The sequence below is a fragment of the Streptomyces sp. NPDC003691 genome (assembly GCF_053981115.1).
Genome location: NZ_JBSFNQ010000025.1, coordinates 1 through 18,055, shown reverse-complemented (window position 1 = coordinate 18,055; position 18,055 = coordinate 1). Strand labels below are relative to the sequence as shown.

Sequence of the window (18,055 nt, the reverse complement as noted above, 5' to 3'; positions counted from 1 at the left end):
GCGATCATATGGGGCATCGCTGGACATGGTGGGTCAGGATGCGGCCGCCGCCCGTCGGTGGCGGCGGCCGCGTCCGTCGCGTCAGTCCCCGGCTTTCTCCGCCGTACGGCCGTCCGTCGCGGCGCCGTTCGCCGCAGCGGTGTCCGGCGCACCGGCGTCCGTGGTGCCGGCCTCCGGCACCTCCGCCGGCCCGGTGTCGCCGTCCACCGCCTCGGCGGCGGGCTCCGGCTCCACCTGCTCCGCCCGCTCGGGCAGCTCCGCCAGCAGTGCGGCAGCCGCCCGTACGAGGGGGAGTGCGAGCAATGCCCCGGTTCCTCCACCTGTAGTGACGCCCTGCTCCAACAGCGGGTTGAGCGCCATCCGGTCCAGAGCCTTCGCCTGGCCCGGCTCACCCGCGAGCTGCCCGGCCAGCCACCAGTCCGGCGCCCGGAACGCGGCCCGCTGCCCCACCAGCGCACACGCCGCCGAGACGACTCCGTCGAGGATCACGGGGGTACGGCGCACGGCGCACTGGAGCAGGAAACCGGTCATCGCCGCGATATCGGCGCCGCCGACCGCCGCCAGCAGCTCCATCTGGTCGCCCAGCACCGGGCGGGCCCGGCGCAGCGCGTCCCGGATCGCCGCGCACTTGCGCATCCACGCCAGATCGTCGATCCCGGCGCCGCCGCGGCCCGTCACCACGGACGCGTCCGTACCGCAGAGCGCGGCGATCAGCACGGCCGCCGGGGTCGTTCCGCCCACGCTCAGATCACCCAGGACGATCAGATCCGTCCCGGCGTCCGCCTCCTGGTCCGCGATCGCCGCGCCGAGGCGCACCGCCGCGTCCACCTCGTCCGCGGTGAGGGCGTCCTCGATGTCGATCCGCCCGCTGCCGCGCCGGATCCGGTGCCGTACGACCTCCTCCGGCAGCAGCCCCGGATCGCAGTCCAGCCCCGCGTCCACGATCCGCACCGGGACCCCGGCGGCCCGCGCCAGCACCGCGACCGGGCCGGTGCCCTCCAGCACCTCCCGTACCAGGAGATACGCCTCCCCGGCGCGCCGCCCCGACACATCGAGCCCGGCCACCCCGTGGTCACCGGCGAACAGCACCACCTTCGGCCGCTCGATCACCCGCGGCGGCGACACCCCCTGCGCGGCGACCAGCCACTCCCCGAGCTCGTCGAGCCGCCCGAGCCCGCCGGGGGCGACGGCGAGACGGGCGCGGCGGTCTTCGGCGGCCTGGCGCAAGGCGCCGTCGGCGCGGCCGATCAGATCGGAGAAGTCATCGAGATTCACCCTGCTCATTCGCCGAACAGTACCGGGACGCCTCCCGCTGCGGGGTACGCCCATGAACCTCCCGGGCCCCGGGGCCCTGCCGTACCGCGGGCCTCGCGCCTCGGGCCGGGCCTTGCGCCGGGGGCGCAGCGAGGGCGGCGAGCGACGCGCAGGGCCCGGGGCGCCGGTCCCTCCGGGCGCGGTTCCGGAGCAGCGCGCCTGCGGTGGAGTGCCGACTGCGGCCCGTCGGGGGCTGTTCGCGCAGTTCCGCCCCCTATGCCTTCGGCATGGTGGGACCCCCAGCGCCCCTTCTTGTTCGTATCGCCCCTGTATGGGCCGGACTCCAGGCGGTTGGCCCTTTCCAGCAGGGCGAGGGACGGGTACCCAGGGGCGCGGGGAACTGCGCGACAAGCCGCAGACGGCGGATCGTCGGCAAACTGCACCGGCCGGGCAGGACGCAACCCGACCCGAGGCCACGCCACCAGGCACAGGCGGAGGAGCCGTGCGAACGACCACAACGAGCCGCAGCCGGAATTCGGGCTCCAGCCGAAACGGAGCTTCCCGAGGGGAGGTCCTTGACCCGGCAGGTGCCTGGAGGGAAGGGCACCCCCGGGCAAGGCGCGAGCCGCTCGGGCGCGAACCCCTTGGCCGTCAAGCACGCAGCGGGACCGCCTGGCCCGCCACCACCAGGAGCAGATGCTCGCACTCCGCCGCCACCGCCGCGTTCAGCCGGCCCAGCTCGTCCCGGAAGCGGCGCCCCGCCGCGGTCGGCGGGACCACCCCCGACCCCACCTCGTTCGTCACCGCGACGACCATCCGCGGAGTCTCCCGCACCGCCCGGACCAGCTCCGCCGTCCGCTCCCGCAGCGCCCGCTCGCCGCCGCCGTACCAGGTGTCGTCCGACCATGCCCCGACCCGGTCCATGGCATCGGTGAGCCAGAGCGACAGACAGTCGATCAGCAGCGGCGGTCCCGGCTCCGCCAGCAGCGGTACGAGTTCGCAGGTCTCCTCGGTCCGCCAGGACGCCGGGCGCCGCTCGCGGTGGAGCCCCACCCGCTCCGCCCACTCGCCGTCGCCGTCCCGGGTGCCGCTCGTCGCCACGTACAGCACGTCCGGGAAGGACTCCAGCCGCCGCTCCGCCTCGACGGACTTGCCGGACCGCGCGCCCCCGGTGACCAGCGTGCGCCGGGGGACGTCGGGCACCGCGTGGTACTCGCCCACCAGCAGGGTCGACCCGTCGGGCACGGCCCGGGCACCGGCCGCCGCGAGCCGGCGGTCCAGCTCCGGCCCGCCCGGCACATCGTGGTCCAGATGGACGGCGACGATATCGGTGGTCGGCCCGATCGCGCCCACCGCGCGCAGCCGGGCGACCGCGTCGGGCCGCCCCACGACGTCCGCGACGACCATCTCGTACGGGCGGGACGGCGCCGCGGGGGCCGCGGGCGCGCCGCCCGGCGGCAGATACAGCAGCCGGTCGCCGTCGGGCGAGGTCACCTCGTACCCCGTCCCCGGGGCGTCCATCGGCACCGCTCGCACCCGGTGTCCGCTGATCAGGGTCAGCACCCGCCCGTCGGGGACCCGGCCCGCGGCGGGCAGCCCGGCGGGGAGCTCGACGGCGGGCCCGTCGTGCGGATGGGTCAGCAGGACCTGGCGCACGCCCACCAGGGAGTGCCCGGCGCGTGCCGCGGCGAGTGCCGCGCCCGGGGTGAGGTCGAGCAGCAGCGCCCCGTCCACCAGGAGCGCGGTCGCGGCCCGGGCCCGGGACCCGCGGGCGAGGGCGCAGACCGCGCAGGGACAGTCGGACCTCGGGAGTCCGGCGGGGGCACCGGTGCCGAGCAGAGTCAGTTCCACCCCTTGATCCTCCCGTGTCCCCGGCACCGTTGCGCGCCCGGCTACGCTGCGGGCAGGACGGAGATCACCTACAGCCCTCCGGAGGCGGACATGGCATGGACGTGGCGGTTCGAGAAGTCCGACGGTACGCAGGTCCCGCCCGCGGTGGAACCCGAGGAGTTCACCACCCAGGGAGATGCCGAATCGTGGATCGGTGAGCACTGGAAGGCCCTGCGGGCGGGCGGTGCCGATCAGGTCGTCCTGCTGGAGGACGCGACGGTGATCTACGGCCCGATGGGCCTGGACGCGCCCGAGTAGCCGCGGCCGGAGGTGGTGCGGCGCCCGCCCGGCGGGCGCCGCCCCCTGCTCAGATCTCGCCCAGCGTCACCTGCGCGCTCTTCCGCTCCCCGTTCCTCGTATAGACCACGGTCACCTTGTCGCCGGGCCGCTCGGCGGCGAGCGCCTCGGCCAGCGAGGTGATCGTGGTGACCGGTGTGGCGCCCAGCTTGGTGATGATGTCGTTGGGCCGCAGCCCCGCGTCGTCCGCCGGGCCGCCCTTCTCCACCTCGACGACGGCCGTCCCGGCGGGCTGGTAGCTGTCGTCGAGCACGGTCCGCGCGGTGATGCCGAGCGCGGCCCGGCCCGAGTCCGTGACCCGCCCGTCCTTGATGATCTGGTCGGCGACGGTCCTGACCATCGACGCGGGGATGGCGAAGCCGATCCCGGGTGCCGCGCTGTTGCCGAGGTCGGGGTCGGTCGCGGCGAGGGTGGGGATGCCGATCACCTCGCTGTCGAGATTGACGAGCGCGCCGCCGCTGTTGCCCGGGTTGATCGCGGCCGAGGTCTGCACCATGTTCCCGATGGTGGCGCCCGTACCGCCGCCCGACGAGCTTTCGGTGACGGTCCGGCCGACGGCCGAGACGATGCCCTGGGTGACGCTCCCGGACAGCCCCAGCGGTGAGCCCATGGCGAGAACGATCTGCCCGACCTCCACCTTGCTGCTGTCGCCGAAGGTCGCGGGCTTGAGACCGGCGGGGACCCGGTCGAGCCGGAGGACCGCCAGGTCCTGTTCCGGATAGGCGGAGACCAGCTGTGCCGGCACCGGCTCCTCGCCGGTGGCGACGGTGACCTGGAAGGTCTGCCCGGAGTCGATGACATGGGCGTTGGTGATCAGATGGCCCCGGGTGTCGTAGACGACGCCGGAGCCGAGATTGTCGCCGGTCTCGATCTGCACGACCGACGGAAGGACGTTCCGGATGACGGTCTCGTAGTCGTTCTGGAGATCGTTGGCGGCCCTCGGGGCGGACGCCAGGGTCGAGCCGGCCGGTACGGCGCCGGGCGCGGGCTCGCTCCCGCACCCCGCGACCAGCCCGGCCAGGGATATCGCGGCGGTCAGGGCGAGCAGACGGCGGCGTACGGGCGGGCGGGAGCGGGGTGCGTCGTCCATGCTCGGAGTCTCCCCGCGACCCGCCCCGGACGGCCTGTTGTACGCCTCCGATCAGGTGGCCGCGCCCCGCCCCGCCGTCCGCCGCCGCGGATACCCCGCGGACCCCGCGCCCGGTCCGCACCGCCCCGCCCGCCGGGCCCGGCCGGGCACCCTCGCCCGGCCCCGGGCCGCCCGGCCCCGGGCCGCCCGGTCCCGAGGGAGGCCGCGCCCGGCCCCCGCCCAGGTCAGACCCGTACCGCCGCCGTCTCCCCGGCCCCGTCCGCCGCGCTCCCGGGCACGGCGGGCACCCCGGGGACCGCGGCGGAGGCCAGGAACTGGGTCGCCGCCAGCTCCCCGTACAGCGGGTCCCGTTCGACCAGCTCGGTATGTGTGCCCACCGCCCGCACCCGGCCCGCGTCCATCACCACGATCCGGTCGGCCAGGGTCACCGTCGACAGCCGGTGGGCCACCACCAGCACCGTCACCTCCCGTGCCACGTCCGCGACGACGTCCCGCAGGGCCATCTCGTTGACCGCGTCGAGCTGGGACGTCGCCTCGTCGAGGAGAAGCAGCCGGGGGCGCCGCAGCAGCGCCCGGGCGATCGCGACCCGCTGGCGCTCCCCGCCGGAGAGCTTGGAGCCGCGGTGGCCGACGACGGTCTCCAGACCGTCGGGCAGCCGGTCGACGAGTCCGTCGAGCCGGGCGCGTACCAGCACCTCCCGGACCGCGTCGTCGTCCGCGTCCGGGGCGGCGAAGACGAGGTTCTCCCGCAGGGTGCCCGAGAGGACCGGAGCATCCTGCTCCACATATCCGATGGACGCCCGCAGCTCGGCCAGCGGCCACTCGCGGACATCCCGCCCGTCGACCAGGATCCGGCCGCCGGACGTCTCGTAGAACCGCTCGATCAGCCCGAAGACGGTGGTCTTGCCCGCGCCGGAGGGGCCGACGAACGCGGTCATCCCGGGGCCCGGCACGGTGAAGGAGACACCGTGGTGGACATCCGGCAGTTCCGGGCGGTAGCGGAACCGGACGTCGTCGAACTCGACCGTCGCGGCCCCGGTCCGGTCCGCCGCGGGGGCTCCGGCCGGGGGCTCCGGGTCCTCCGCAGCCAGCCGCTCGGCCTCCACGATCCGGGCGATCGCGGCGGATCCGACCTGGTACTGGGTGGCCGCGTCCACCAGCGAGGTCACGGGCTCGATCAGATAGAAGAGGAAGAGCAGGAACGCCACCAGGGTGGAGACCGGGATCTCCCCGGACGCCACCCGCGCGCCGCCGACGCCCAGCACCGCCAGGAACGACACCTGGACGGCGAGCCCTATCGACGTGAAGGCCACGGCCTCCCACTTCGAGGACCGTACGCCGTACTTCCAGGCCCGTACCGCCGCCGCGTCGACCACCGCGGTCTCACGCGCCTCGGCCCCCGACGCCTTGATGGTCCGGAAGGCGCCGAAGGCCCGCTCCAGCACCGTCGAGATCTCGCCGACCGCCTCCTGGGACTTCTTCGCGGCCTTGGAGATCTGCGGCATCACCATGGCGACCGCCCCGCCGATCAGCACGATCACCCCCAGGGTGACCCCGAGCAGCACCGGGTCCATCACGGCCATCAGCACGATCGTGGCCAGGAAGGTCACCCCGCCGCTGATCGCCGAGACCACGGAACGGGTGGTGACCGCCTTCAGCAGGGTGGTGTCCGAGGTGACCCGGGACATCAGATCGCCCGGCTGGGTCCGCTCCACCTCCGGGAGCCTCAGCCGCAGCAGCCTGCCGATCAGGGTGCGGCGGGCGGCCAGCACCACCGATTCGGCGGTGCGGTCGAGGACGTACGCCCCCACCGCCTCGATCGCGGTACCGACCAGCACCAGCGCCGTGAGCAGGATCAGCACCCCGGCGATCGCGTCGTCGCCGCCCAGCTTGTCCACCAGCGATTTGGCGGCCAGCGGCTGGGCGAGCCCGGCCGCGGCACCGGCCAGCGCGCAGAACGCGCCCAGCGCCACGGCCCGCCGGTGCGGCCGGAAGTGGCCGTACAGGGCGCGCCAGGTCTCCCCGGCGGTCAGCGGGGGAGTGGTGGACGGACGGACCTCGTCAGCGGCCCCGGGCCGGGCGGGGTCGTCATTTCGGGTGGTGTCGGTGGTGCTCACGTGTCCGGTGACGCGGAAAGTGCCTGCCGTGCCTGACAGCGGGCCGGAAATCACCGGCGATCGCCGGGTCGGGGCGGACCGGAGCGGCCCCGTACCGGCGGATCAGCCCCGGACCCCGCAGAGGTGCAGCAGCGCGGCGGTCCTGCGGTACGGATCCGTCCGCCCCGCCCGGTCCTCCGCAGCCAGCAGCCGCTCCAGGTCCGGCGGCAGCACCCGGGCGCCGTCCGGCGGTACCGGGAGGCGGGCGTCGTCGGCCCACTCGCTGAACACCTGTACGCCGTACCAGACGTGCAGCGGGGCGGCGATCCCGGCGAGGGTCGAGGAGAGCGCGTCCAGCCGGTCGGCCCGCAGAGTGCGGCCGGTCCGCTCGTCCGTGAAGGAACCGGCGTCCGGCTCCAGGGCGGCGAGCGCCCCGGCCCAGTCACCGGCGAGGCCGGGCCCGAAGGCGAGCGCGTCGGCGTTCCGTACGACCAGGGAGAGCAGTCCGCCCGGCGCCAGCACCCGGGCCAGGCCCGCCAGCACCGCGTCGGGTTCGGTGGAGCACATCAGCACCCCGTGGCAGAGGACCACGTCGAAGCTGCCGGGCGCGAAGTGGGCCCCGGTCTCCCGGCCGTCGCCCTCGATCAGCCGGACCCGCTCCTGGATGCCCGCGGGCTCGGCGGAGAGCGCCTCACGGGCGTCCGCCAGCAGTCCGGGATCGGCCTCCAGACCGGTGACGGTGTGCCCGGCCCGGGCCAGCCGCAGCGCCTGGAGCCCGCGCCCCGTGCCGACGTCGAGGATCCGCAGCCGCTGCCCCACCGGATAGCGGGCGACGATCTGCTCGTCGAGCTGGCGGGCGAGCAGCTCCTCGCGGAGCAGCTCCCGTACGGCGCCGGGGGAGGGGGGCCCGGCGGTGCCGGGGGCCGGGACGGGGGATGCCGGGAGCACCGGATTTCCGGGCAGGCCGGACGGAGGACCGGCGAGTGCCGGTCCGCCCGGCGGCGAACCGCCGGGCGACTGACCGCTCAGGGCCGCTCTCCGCGCTTGACCTGGGGCTTCGGCAGGCGCAGCCGGCGCATCTGAAGGGTCCGCATCAGACCGTAGGCGACGGCACCGCGCTTGGGCTCGTCCGGGAAGCGCTCGTTCAGCTGCTTCTTCATCCGGATCGACAGCCCCACCGAGTCGATGATGATCATGACGATCACACCGAGCCAGAGCAGCAGGGCGATGGTCTGGAGCTGACCGACGCGGACCATGCTCAGAATGAGGATGATCACTGCCATCGGCAGGAAGAATTCCGCGATGCAGAAGCGGGAGTCCACAAAATCGCGGACGAAGCGGCGGACCGGACCCTTGTCCCGGGCGGGCAGATACCGCTCGTCCCCGTTGGCGAGGGCCTCGCGCTGGCGCGCGAGCTCCACCCGCCGGGTCTCCCGCGCCTGCTTCATCGCGGCTTTGCGGTCGCGTGGCTGCGTGGCGGCACGGCGGCGCTGGCTCTGCGCCTCGCTCCGCTTGGGAGTCGGGCGGCCCTTCGGGGCCTGCGGGTCACGGGTCTGCTGGGAGTCGGCCGCCGTCAACTGCTCGGTGGGGGCCTTCTCCGTCTTCGCACGGCTACGGAACACAAAGCCCAAGGGTACGGGGTCGAGTGCATGGACCCAACGCCGGAGGGGAACGAATCGGCAACACCGTGCGTGTACCGGGTGGAGGCTGCACCGACATCGGCACCGGTGCGGCCGCCGCGGCCGGGGCCGCCCGAGGGCGGACCGGCCGGTGCGGGGAGTGAGCGCAGGACGTCCCGGAGGACCCCGCCGGGGCGGCGACCCTGACACTCGTCTACTCCTTGCGCCGGATCGGACGCCGTCCGCAGTCGTCCTTGGGGAGGAGCGCATCCGTGCTCGAACAGTGCGGTAATGGAGGCAGGGCCCGTACTGTGGGTTCTGTTGGAGTGCTGGAGCTGTAGTCCGTCAGAAGGGGGCGCGCGAAGCCCATGAGCGGTGTCATGAAGCGTATGGGGATGATCTTCCGCGCGAAGGCGAACAAGGCCCTTGACCGGGCCGAGGACCCGCGCGAGACCCTTGATTACTCGTATCAGAAGCAACTGGAGCTGCTGCAGAAGGTGCGCCGCGGAGTCGCCGACGTCGCGACCTCCCGCAAGCGCCTGGAGCTCCAGCTCAACCAGCTGCAGGGCCAGTCCTCGAAGCTGGAGGACCAGGGACGCAAGGCGCTGGCGCTCGGCCGGGAGGACCTGGCCCGGGAGGCACTGTCCCGCCGCGCCGCCCTCCAGCAGCAGGTCAGCGACCTGGAGACGCAGCACACCACCCTCCAGGGCGAGGAGGAGAAGCTGACCCTCGCCGCCCAGCGGCTCCAGACCAAGGTCGACGCCTTCCGCACCAAGAAGGAGACCATCAAGGCCACCTACACCGCCGCCCAGGCCCAGACCCGGATCGGCGAGGCCTTCTCCGGCATCTCCGAGGAGATGGGCGACGTCGGCCTGGCGATCCAGCGCGCCGAGGACAAGACGGCCCAGCTCCAGGCCCGCGCCGGGGCCATCGACGAGCTGCTCGCCTCGGGTGCCCTCGACGACCCGACCGGGATGGCCAAGGACGACATCGCGGCCGAACTGGACCGGATCTCCGGCGGCACCGACGTCGAGCTGGAGCTCCAGCGGATGAAGGCCGAACTGGCGGGCGGCAGCACCGGCACCCCCCAGCAGGCCATCGAGGGCGGCACCCAGGACAACCAGGGCCGGCCGGACTTCAACAAGCACTGAGCGAGGGGCTCGTCATGATCGTGGTACGGATCATGGGGGAGGGCCAGATGAGGCTGGCGGACAGCCACTTCGCCGAACTCAACAAGCTCGACGACGAACTGCTCGCCGAGCTGGAGCGGGGCGACGAGGACGGCTTCCGCCGCACCTTCACCGCCCTGCTCACCCGGGTCCGGGAGCTGGGGGAACCCCTCCCGGACGAATCCCTGGAACCCTCCGAGCTGATCCTGCCCGCCCCCGGGGCCACCCTGGAGGAGGTCCGCGGGATGTTCGGCGACTGGGGCTTCATCCCCGGCTGACGCTCCGGCCGGGCCCGCCCCGGCGGAGCGAGCGGGCCCGTCCCGCGCCTCCGGCACGCACTCCGACACCCGCCACGCCCACCGGCCACCGCCGGTGGGCGTGGCGCATGGTGCCCGGATCGCGCCCGTACCGCGCCCGTTGGGGGCTTCCGGGCGGCGGCACGCCGTACCGTTGCTTGACGTGACGACCCTCGCCGACGGTTTCGACCGCTCCCGGTGCTGGCTGCGCGAGCACCCCATGGCGCTCGACGGAGCCCTCGCCGCCATCGTTTTCCTCTGCATGGTGGTGGGCTCGTTCGCCGAGCCCTACGGGTACGGGGAGCACGGCCCCCGGTTCCGGGTCCGCACCCCCGACGAGCGCAGCCTGGCCCTGATGACCCTGGCCGCCGCCGCACTGGTGCACCGCCGCCGCAACCCGATGGCGGTCCTGGCCTTCACCGGCGTGCTGACCGCCGTGGAACTCGTCTACGGCAACCGGCCCGCCCCGGTCGCCATGGCCGCCGTCATGGCCCTGTTCACCGTGGCCTCCCGCACCGGCCGCGCCACCACCTGGCGAGCCGGTCTGCTGACGATGACCACCCTCACCGGGACGGCCATGTTCTTCGGCAGCACCCCCTGGTACACCCAGGAGAACCTCGGCATCTTCGCCTGGACCGGAATGGCCGCCGCCGCGGGCGACGCGGTGCGCAGCCGCCGCGATGTCGTGGAGGCCATCAAGGAACGGGCCGAACGGGCCGAACGGACCCGGGAGGAGGAGGCCCGCCGCCGGGTCGCCGAGGAGCGGCTGCGGATCGCCCGCGATCTGCACGACGTCGTCGCCCACCACATCGCCCTGGTCAATGTGCAGGCCGGGGTGGCGGCCCATGTCATGGACCGCCGCCCCGACCAGGCCAAGGAGGCGCTGGCCCATGTCCGGGAGGCCAGCCGCTCCGCGCTGAACGAACTGCGGGCCACCGTGGGACTGCTGCGGCAGTCCGGCGACCCCGAGGCCCCCACCGAACCGGCCCCCGGGCTCGACGTCCTCGACGAACTGGTCACCACCTTCCGGCAGGCCGGGCTCCCGGTGGAGGTGGCCCGCGCCGACGAGGGCACCCGCCGTTCCGCGGCGGTCGACCTCGCCGCGTACCGGATCATCCAGGAGGCCCTGACCAATGTCCGCAAGCACGCGGGCCCCGACGCCAGGGCCGAGGTCAGCGTGATCCGGGTGGGCTCGACCCTGGAGGTCACGGTCCTCGACAACAGCATCTCCGGCCGGCCGCCGTACGCCGCCGCCGGAGGCGAGCCCCGGACCGGCCCCGGGGACGCCGCCCGGGCCCCCGGCGGCCCGGCCCCCGACGCCGTCCCCGCCGCGGGCGGCCCGCCGCACGAGATCGGCGGCACCGGCCACGGCCTGCTCGGCATGCGGGAACGGGTCTCCGCGCTCGGCGGCCGGCTGACCACCGGACCCCGCTACGGAGGCGGCTTCCGGGTCCAGGCGATACTGCCTCTCACCGCACGTTCGGGGGAGGACGTATGACGATCAGGGTCCTGCTGGTCGACGACCAGACACTGCTGCGCAGCGCGTTCCGGGTCCTGGTGGACTCCGAACCGGACATGACCGTGGTGGGGGAGGCCGCGGACGGCGCCGAAGCCGTCGAACTCGCCCGCGCCGAACAGCCCGACGTCGTCCTGATGGACATCCGGATGCCCGGCACCGACGGACTGGCCGCCACCCGCACGATCAGCTCCGACCCCGGACTGGACGGCGTACGGGTGGTCATGCTGACCACCTTCGAGGTCGACGAGTACGTGGTGCAGTCGCTGCGCGCCGGGGCCTCCGGCTTCCTGGGCAAGGGGGCCGAACCCGATGAGCTCCTGAACGCCATCCGGATCGCCGCGGCGGGCGAGGCGCTGCTCTCACCGGCCGCCACCAAGGGGCTGATCGCCAAGTTCCTGGCCCAGGGCGGCCCGGACGAGGAGACGGCCGAGCCGTACTCGGAGCGTCTGGAGGCACTCACCGGACGGGAGCGCGAGGTGCTGGTCCTGGTCGCGGGCGGCCACTCCAACGACGAGATCGCCGAACGGCTCGCGGTCAGCCCGCTGACCGTGAAGACCCATGTGAATCGCGCCATGGCCAAACTCGGCGCCCGGGACCGGGCCCAACTCGTCGTCATCGCCTACGAGTCGGGGCTGGTCCGTCCAAGGGTGGACTGATACCGCGGGCGCATACTCCACCTGCGGTATGCGCGGCATAAAGAACGGGACCTGGGGGCGACGGGTCCGCCCTCCGGGTGGCTGATCGTATAAGCGGGCCGTTGTGCCCCGGCCGTCCCCGGGAGTCTCCCGGGACATCTGCCCCGAAGGAGAGTCGAACCGGTTATGTCCTGGCTGTCCAGCTTCAGCCTGAAACAGCGTGCCCTGGTCGGGCTGATGTCCATCATCGCACTCGTCTTCGGGGCGATCGCGATACCCCAGATCAAGCAGCAGTTGCTGCCCTCGATAGAACTGCCCGTGGTGTCGGTTCTCGCGCCCTACGAAGGCGCCTCGCCCGATATGGTCGAGAAGCAGGTCGTCGAACCGCTGGAGAACTCCATCGAGGCGGTCGACGGCATCAAGGGCATCACCTCCACGGCGAGCGAGGGCAACGCCGTGATCATGGCCAGCTTCGAGTACGGCGAGGGCGCCAAGCAGCTCGTCGCCGATGTCCAGCAGGCCGTGAACCGGGCCAGGGCCCAGCTGCCCCAGAATGTCGACCCGGAGGTCATCGCCGGTTCCACCGACGACATTCCGGCCGTCGTCCTCGCCGTCACCTCCACCACCAAGGACGAGCAGGCGCTCGCCGACCAGCTGGAGACGGTCGTCGTCCCGGCCCTGGAGGACATCGACGGGGTCGGCCAGATCACCATCGACGGCGTACGCGACCTCCAGGTCTCCGTCACCCCCGACCAGGCGAAGCTGGCCGGGGCGGGCCTGACCACCGCGGTGCTCGCCGAGGCCCTCAGGGCGGGCGGCAGCAGCATGCCGGCCGGCTCCTTCAGCGAGGACGGCAAGAGCCGGACCATCCAGGTCGGCACCGGCTTCACCGACCTCAAGCAGATCCAGGAGCTGCGGATCCCCCGCGCCGCGGGCGCGCCGGTCCGCCTCGGCGATATCGCGGTGGTGCAGCAGACCCCGGCCGCCGCGGTCTCCCTCACCCGTACCAACGGCAAGCCCAGCCTCGCGGTCTTCGCCACCATGGACAACGACGGCAGCGCCGTCGCCATCTCCGACGCCGTCAAGGACAAGCTGCCCGAGCTGCGCCGTGACCTCGGCGCCGGATCCGAGGTCACGGTCGTCTCCGACCAGGGCCCGGCGGTCTCCAAGGCGATCTCCGGACTGACCACGGAGGGCGCGCTCGGCCTGGTCTTCGCCGTGATCGTGATCCTGGTCTTCCTGGCGTCCCTGCGCTCCACCCTGGTCACCGCGGTCTCCATCCCGCTCTCCGTGGTGCTCGCGCTGATCGTCCTGTGGACCCGTGACCTCTCCCTGAACATGCTCACCCTCGGCGCGCTGACCATCGCCATCGGCCGGGTCGTCGACGACTCGATCGTGGTGCTGGAGAACATCAAGCGCCATCTCGGCTACGGCGAGGAGCGGGAGAGCGCGATCATCAACGCGGTGAAGGAGGTCGCCGGCGCGGTCACCTCCTCCACCCTGACCACGGTCGCCGTCTTCCTCCCCATCGGTCTCACCGGCGGCATGATCGGCGAGCTGTTCGGTTCCTTCTCGCTGACCATCACCGCGGCCCTGCTCGCCTCGCTGCTGGTCTCCCTCACCGTCGTCCCGGTGCTGTCGTACTGGTTCCTGCGCGCCCCCAAGGCCGTCCGGGACCTCGACCCGGACGAGGCCCGGCGGATCGCCGAGGAGAAGGAGGAGCGCAGCCGGCTCCAGCGCTCGTACCTCCCGGTCCTGCGCTTCGCCACCCGCCGCCGGATCACCAGTGTGGTGCTGGCCTTCGTGATCCTCGCCGGTACCTTCGGCATGGCCTGGCTGCTGAAGACCAACTTCTTCGACCAGGGCGAGCAGGAGGTCATGTCGCTCCGCCAGGAGCTGCCCGCCGGGACCAGCCTGGAGGCCGCGGACGGTGCGGCCAAGAAGGTCGAGAAGGTCCTCTCCGGTATCGACGAGCTGGAGAACTACCAGGTCACCGTGGGCTCCACCGGCTGGATGGCGGCCTTCGGCGGCAGTACGGGCGCCAACCAGGCCACGTACCAGATGACCCTGAAGGACGCCGCCGACTACGAGAAGGTCCGGGACCGGATCGACGACGAGCTGGCGAAGCTCGACGGCATCGGCGACACCACCATCTCGGCCGGTGACGGCTTCGGCAGCCAGGACCTGAGCGTCGTGGTCAAGGCCGCCGACGCCGCGACCCTGAAGACCGCGTCCGAGCTGGTGCGCAAGGAGGTCGCCGGGCTGAAGGACGTCACCGACGTCCAGAGCGACCTGGCCCAGTCCATCCCCCGGATCTCGGTCTCGGCCAAGCCCGAGGCGGCCGCGGCCGGCTTCAACGACGCCACTCTCGGCGGGGCGGTGCTCCAGGCCGTCCGGGGCACCCCGGCGGCCAAGGCGGTTCTCGACGACACCGAGCGCGATGTCGTGATCACCTCGGCGAAGCCCGCGACGACCATGGCCGAACTGCGGGAGCTGCCGCTCGGCGCGGTGAAGCTGGGGCAGATCGCGGAGGTGAAGCTGGCCCCCGCGCCGGTGTCGATGACCCGGATCGACGGCGCCCGGGCCGCCACGATCAGTGCCAAGCCGACCGGTGACAACACCGGAGCGGTCGGCTCCGCCCTCCAGTCCAAGATCAAGGGGCTGGATCTGCCCGAGGGCGCCAGCGTCTCCATCGGCGGTGTCTCCGAGGACCAGGACGAGGCCTTCGCCTCCCTCGGACTGGCCATGCTGGCGGCCGTCGCGATCGTCTTCATGCTGCTGGTCGCGACGTTCCGTTCGCTGGTCCAGCCGCTGATCCTGCTGGTCTCCATCCCGTTCGCGGCGACCGGCGCGATCGGACTGCTGCTGATCACCGGCACCCCGATGGGCGTACCGGCGCTGATCGGCATGCTGATGCTGATCGGTATCGTCGTCACCAACGCGATCGTGCTGATCGACCTGATCAACCAGTACCGGCGGCAGGGTCTCGGAGTCGTCGAGTCCGTCGTCGAGGGCGGCCGGCACCGGCTCCGCCCGATCCTGATGACCGCCCTGGCGACGATCTTCGCCCTGCTGCCGATGGCCCTCGGGATCACCGGCGAGGGCGGCTTCATCGCCAAGCCGCTGGCGGTCGTGGTGATCGGCGGGCTGATCTCCTCCACCCTGCTGACCCTGGTGCTGGTGCCCACGCTCTACACCATGGTCGAACTGCGCAAGGAGCGCCGTGCGGCGAAGAAGGCCGCGAAGCGGGCCGCCAAGGACGGCGGCACCCCGCCGCCGGACCAGGCGGACGAGGCGCTGACCCTTCAGAAGGCGTAGGCCGTACCTGCCGGACGGGCCCGTCCGGCGGGATCCCCGCCGGACGCCCCCGGGGCCCGCTCGCGCACCGCGAGCGGGCCCCGGCCGTTCGCCGCCCGTACGGGCGGGGCAGGGCCCGGGCGGGGATCATTCCCGCACCACGGCAGGCCAAATGCCGCTAAAGCGTACAAATCACTCATGGGTGCGGCACGATGTGGGAATGACGGAGTACGTACTCATTCCCGGCGCCGACGGCCGCGCCTGGTACTGGCACCGCGTCGTACCGGAGCTGCGCTCCCGCGGGCATGAGGCCATCGCCGTCGATCTGCCCGAGAGCAGGACCGCGGGGCTCGCCGAGTATACGGACGCGGTGATCGAGCAGCTCGACGCCGCCCCGGGCCGGCTGGTGGTGGTGGCCCAGTCGCTCGCCGGGTTCATCGCCCCGCTGCTCTGCGAACGGACCTCCGTCGAGAAGCTGATCCTGGTCAACGCGATGGTCCCGGCCGCCGGGGAGAGCGCGGGGGAGTGGTGGGCCGGAACCGGGCATCCGGAGGCCCGCCGGGCCGCGGCTCTGCGGGACGGCCGGGATCCGGACGCGCCCTTCGATCCGCTGGTCGACTTCTTCCACGACGTACCGCCGGAGATCGCCGACGAGGCGCTGGCGATCGGACCGCCCGGTGGCCCCTCCGAGGCCCTCTTCGCCGACCCCTGGCCGCTGGACGCCTGGCCGGACGTGCCGACCCGCTTTCTCCAGGGGCGCGACGACCGATTCTTCCCGCTGGAGTTCCAGCGGAAGGTGGTGGCGGAGCGGCTGGGCGTCCCGGTCGAGCCGCTGCCGGGCGGACATCTGATCGCCCTCGCCCGCCCGGAACAGCTCACCGACTGGATCTGCGGCTGACCCGGGTCCGCGCGGACCCGGGTCAGCCGCAGGCCGGGCAGAACTAGGGGAGCGCGAGCATCCGCTCCAGCGCCAGCTTCGCGTAGTGCTCCGTCTCCTCGTCGACCCGGATCCGGTTCACCAGCGTGCCCTCCGCCAGCGACTCCAGCGTCCACACGAGATGCGGCAGGTCGATCCGGTTCATCGTCGAGCAGAAGCAGACCGTGCGGTCGAGGAAGACGACCTCCTTGTCGGGGTGCGCGTTCGCCACCCGGCGCACCAGGTTCAGCTCGGTGCCGATCGCCCACTTGGACCCGGCCGGCGCCGCGTCCAGCGTCTTGATGATGTACTCCGTCGAGCCGACGTAGTCCGCCGCGGCGACCACCTCGTGCTTGCACTCGGGGTGCACCAGCACATTCACACCGGGGATCCGGGCCCGGACGTCGTCCACGGAGTCCAGCGAGAACCGTCCGTGGACCGAGCAGTGCCCGCGCCACAGGATCATCTTCGCCGCGCGCAGCTCCTCGGCGGTGAGCCCGCCGTTCGGCTTGTGCGGGTTGTAGACCACGCAGTCGTCGAGGGACATGCCCATATCGCGTACGGCGGTGTTCCGGCCCAGATGCTGGTCGGGCAGGAACAGCACCTTCTCGCCCTGCTCGAACGCCCACTCCAGGGCCCGCCGGGCATTGGACGAGGTGCAGATCGTGCCCCCGTGCCGTCCGGTGAACGCCTTGATGTCCGCCGACGAGTTCATATACGACACCGGGACGACCTGCCCGGCTATCCCGGCCTCGGTCAGCACGTCCCAGCACTCGGCGACCTGCTCCGCCGTGGCCATATCGGCCATGGAGCAGCCGGCGGCCAGATCCGGCAGGACCACCTTCTGGTCGTCGGAGGTGAGGATGTCCGCCGACTCGGCCATGAAGTGGACACCGCAGAAGACGATGTACTCGGCCTCCGGGCGGGCCGCGGCGTCCCGCGCCAGCTTGAAGGAGTCACCGGTGACATCGGCGAACTGGATGACCTCGTCGCGCTGGTAGTGGTGGCCCAGCACGAAGACCCGGTCGCCGAGCTTCTCCTTCGCCGCCCGGGCCCGCTCCACCAGATCCGGATCCGAAGGGGAGGGCAGATCGCCGGGGCATTCGACGCCGCGCTCGCTCCTCGGATCGGCCTCCCGGCCGAGCAGCAGCAGCGCGAGCGGCGTCGGTGCCACGTCGAGCGCGGCGTTCCGCGGCTCCGTACCAGTTGGGGTGGTGGTCACGTCCCACACACCTTTCTCTCTGCGATCAGCCTTTTCGTCTGTTTGACGTTATCTATGATAACCACTTCGTGTCACTTTGACGATCTCGATAGCGTCAATGTGACGCACCTCCCGATCCGCCACCGCCCGCCACCGCACGGCCCCGGCGGCCGCCCGGTGCCGCCGGGGCGATGTGCGAGCATGAAGGGGAACGACGCGCCCCCGGCCCGGAATGAATCCGCGGCCGCCCCGGTTGCAATGTCGGCAAGCAGTCTCCGTACCTCCCCCTGCCTCCGGCGGGGAGAGCCCATTCCGGGAGTGATGAAGCAGATGTCCGTATCGGACGAGACCCAGACCGTGAGCGACGGCATCCTCCTGTCCGACGCCGCCGCGGCCAAGGTGAAGGCCCTGCTCGACCAGGAGGGCCGCGACGATCTGGCGCTGCGCGTCGCCGTCCAGCCCGGCGGCTGCTCCGGCCTCCGTTACCAGCTCTTCTTCGACGAGCGCTCCCTCGACGGCGATGTCGTGAAGGACTTCGACGGCGTCAAGGTCGTCACCGACCGGATGAGCGCTCCCTACCTGGGCGGTGCTTCGATCGACTTCGTGGACACCATCGAGAAGCAGGGCTTCACGATCGACAACCCGAACGCCACGGGCTCCTGCGCCTGCGGCGACTCCTTCACCAGCAGATCGGCCCGCTGCCGGTCACCCTGGAGAAGTCCGCGCCGGGGCAGTGGAGCGCCGGGCATGTCGGGATCGCGATGCCCGGCGACTGG

Annotated in this window: 14 protein-coding genes and 1 pseudogene; 8 read left to right on the top strand and 7 right to left on the bottom strand. The window is 72.6% G+C overall.

Annotated elements, in window-relative coordinates:
* Window positions 1–81 precede the first annotated feature (81 nt).
* On the bottom strand, window positions 82–1,284 hold the full coding sequence (locus ACWDR0_RS14800; protein WP_456352057.1) for a nicotinate-nucleotide--dimethylbenzimidazole phosphoribosyltransferase: 1,203 nt from the start codon (window positions 1,282–1,284) through the stop codon (window positions 82–84).
* A gap of 621 nt (window positions 1,285–1,905) precedes the next feature.
* A complete protein-coding gene (locus ACWDR0_RS14795; protein ID WP_456352056.1) occupies window positions 1,906–3,105 on the bottom strand; it encodes a bifunctional adenosylcobinamide kinase/adenosylcobinamide-phosphate guanylyltransferase in 1,200 nt (399 codons plus the stop codon).
* 90 nt (window positions 3,106–3,195) lie between these two features.
* On the opposite strand from ACWDR0_RS14795, the gene ACWDR0_RS14790 reads away from it, so the two are divergent.
* Window positions 3,196–3,402 (top strand): hypothetical protein, encoded by a 207-nt coding sequence (locus tag ACWDR0_RS14790; protein WP_456352055.1) that lies wholly within the window; start codon window positions 3,196–3,198, stop codon window positions 3,400–3,402.
* A gap of 49 nt (window positions 3,403–3,451) precedes the next feature.
* On the opposite strand, the gene ACWDR0_RS14785 is transcribed toward ACWDR0_RS14790, so the two are convergent.
* From ACWDR0_RS14785 to ACWDR0_RS14770, 4 genes are all read right to left on the bottom strand, one after another.
* Window positions 3,452–4,531, bottom strand: a complete 1,080-nt coding sequence (locus tag ACWDR0_RS14785; protein WP_456352054.1) for a S1C family serine protease — start codon at window positions 4,529–4,531, stop codon at window positions 3,452–3,454.
* 224 nt (window positions 4,532–4,755) lie between these two features.
* Window positions 4,756–6,564: an ABC transporter ATP-binding protein gene (locus tag ACWDR0_RS14780; protein WP_456352109.1), complete on the bottom strand. Its 1,809-nt coding sequence runs from the start codon at window positions 6,562–6,564 to the stop codon at window positions 4,756–4,758.
* A 186-nt stretch (window positions 6,565–6,750) separates the two neighbouring features.
* Window positions 6,751–7,575, bottom strand: coding sequence for a class I SAM-dependent methyltransferase (locus ACWDR0_RS14775; protein ID WP_456352053.1), 825 nt, complete (start codon window positions 7,573–7,575; stop codon window positions 6,751–6,753).
* Between the two features lie 77 nt (window positions 7,576–7,652).
* Window positions 7,653–8,249 carry a DUF3043 domain-containing protein gene (locus ACWDR0_RS14770; protein ID WP_456352052.1) on the bottom strand — a complete coding sequence of 199 codons (597 nt, stop codon included), beginning with the start codon at window positions 8,247–8,249 and terminating at the stop codon, window positions 7,653–7,655.
* 365 nt (window positions 8,250–8,614) lie between these two features.
* Here ACWDR0_RS14770 and ACWDR0_RS14765 point away from each other — a divergent pair, with 365 nt between their 5' ends.
* The 6 genes from ACWDR0_RS14765 to ACWDR0_RS14740 all read left to right on the top strand — a co-directional run bounded on the left by ACWDR0_RS14765 (window position 8,615) and on the right by ACWDR0_RS14740 (window position 16,060).
* Window positions 8,615–9,397, top strand: coding sequence for a PspA/IM30 family protein (locus ACWDR0_RS14765; RefSeq protein WP_456352051.1), 783 nt, complete (start codon window positions 8,615–8,617; stop codon window positions 9,395–9,397).
* Window positions 9,398–9,414: 17 nt separating this feature from the next.
* Window positions 9,415–9,693, top strand: a complete 279-nt coding sequence (pspAA, locus tag ACWDR0_RS14760; RefSeq protein ID WP_456352108.1) for a PspA-associated protein PspAA — start codon at window positions 9,415–9,417, stop codon at window positions 9,691–9,693.
* A 181-nt stretch (window positions 9,694–9,874) separates the two neighbouring features.
* A complete protein-coding gene (locus ACWDR0_RS14755) occupies window positions 9,875–11,209 on the top strand; it encodes a sensor histidine kinase (RefSeq protein WP_456352050.1) in 1,335 nt (444 codons plus the stop codon).
* Window positions 11,206–11,886 (top strand): response regulator, encoded by a 681-nt coding sequence (locus tag ACWDR0_RS14750; RefSeq protein ID WP_456352049.1) that lies wholly within the window; start codon window positions 11,206–11,208, stop codon window positions 11,884–11,886. Before ACWDR0_RS14755 ends, ACWDR0_RS14750 begins: the two co-directional genes overlap by 4 nt.
* 165 nt (window positions 11,887–12,051) lie before the next feature.
* Window positions 12,052–15,183: an efflux RND transporter permease subunit gene (locus tag ACWDR0_RS14745; protein ID WP_456352048.1), complete on the top strand. Its 3,132-nt coding sequence runs from the start codon at window positions 12,052–12,054 to the stop codon at window positions 15,181–15,183.
* Window positions 15,184–15,382: 199 nt separating this feature from the next.
* The gene (locus tag ACWDR0_RS14740; RefSeq protein WP_456352047.1) at window positions 15,383–16,060 is read left to right on the top strand and encodes an alpha/beta fold hydrolase; all 678 of its coding nucleotides are present in this window, start codon (window positions 15,383–15,385) and stop codon (window positions 16,058–16,060) included.
* A gap of 43 nt (window positions 16,061–16,103) precedes the next feature.
* Here the strand turns inward: ACWDR0_RS14740 and nadA are convergent, their stop codons facing one another.
* Window positions 16,104–17,309: a quinolinate synthase NadA gene (nadA, locus tag ACWDR0_RS14735; RefSeq protein WP_456352046.1), complete on the bottom strand. Its 1,206-nt coding sequence runs from the start codon at window positions 17,307–17,309 to the stop codon at window positions 16,104–16,106.
* 300 nt (window positions 17,310–17,609) lie between these two features.
* Between nadA and ACWDR0_RS14730 the strand changes: the two are divergent.
* Window positions 17,610–17,963: pseudogene (locus ACWDR0_RS14730) on the top strand (HesB/IscA family protein); the annotation flags it as partial.
* Window positions 17,964–18,055: the final 92 nt, after the last annotated feature.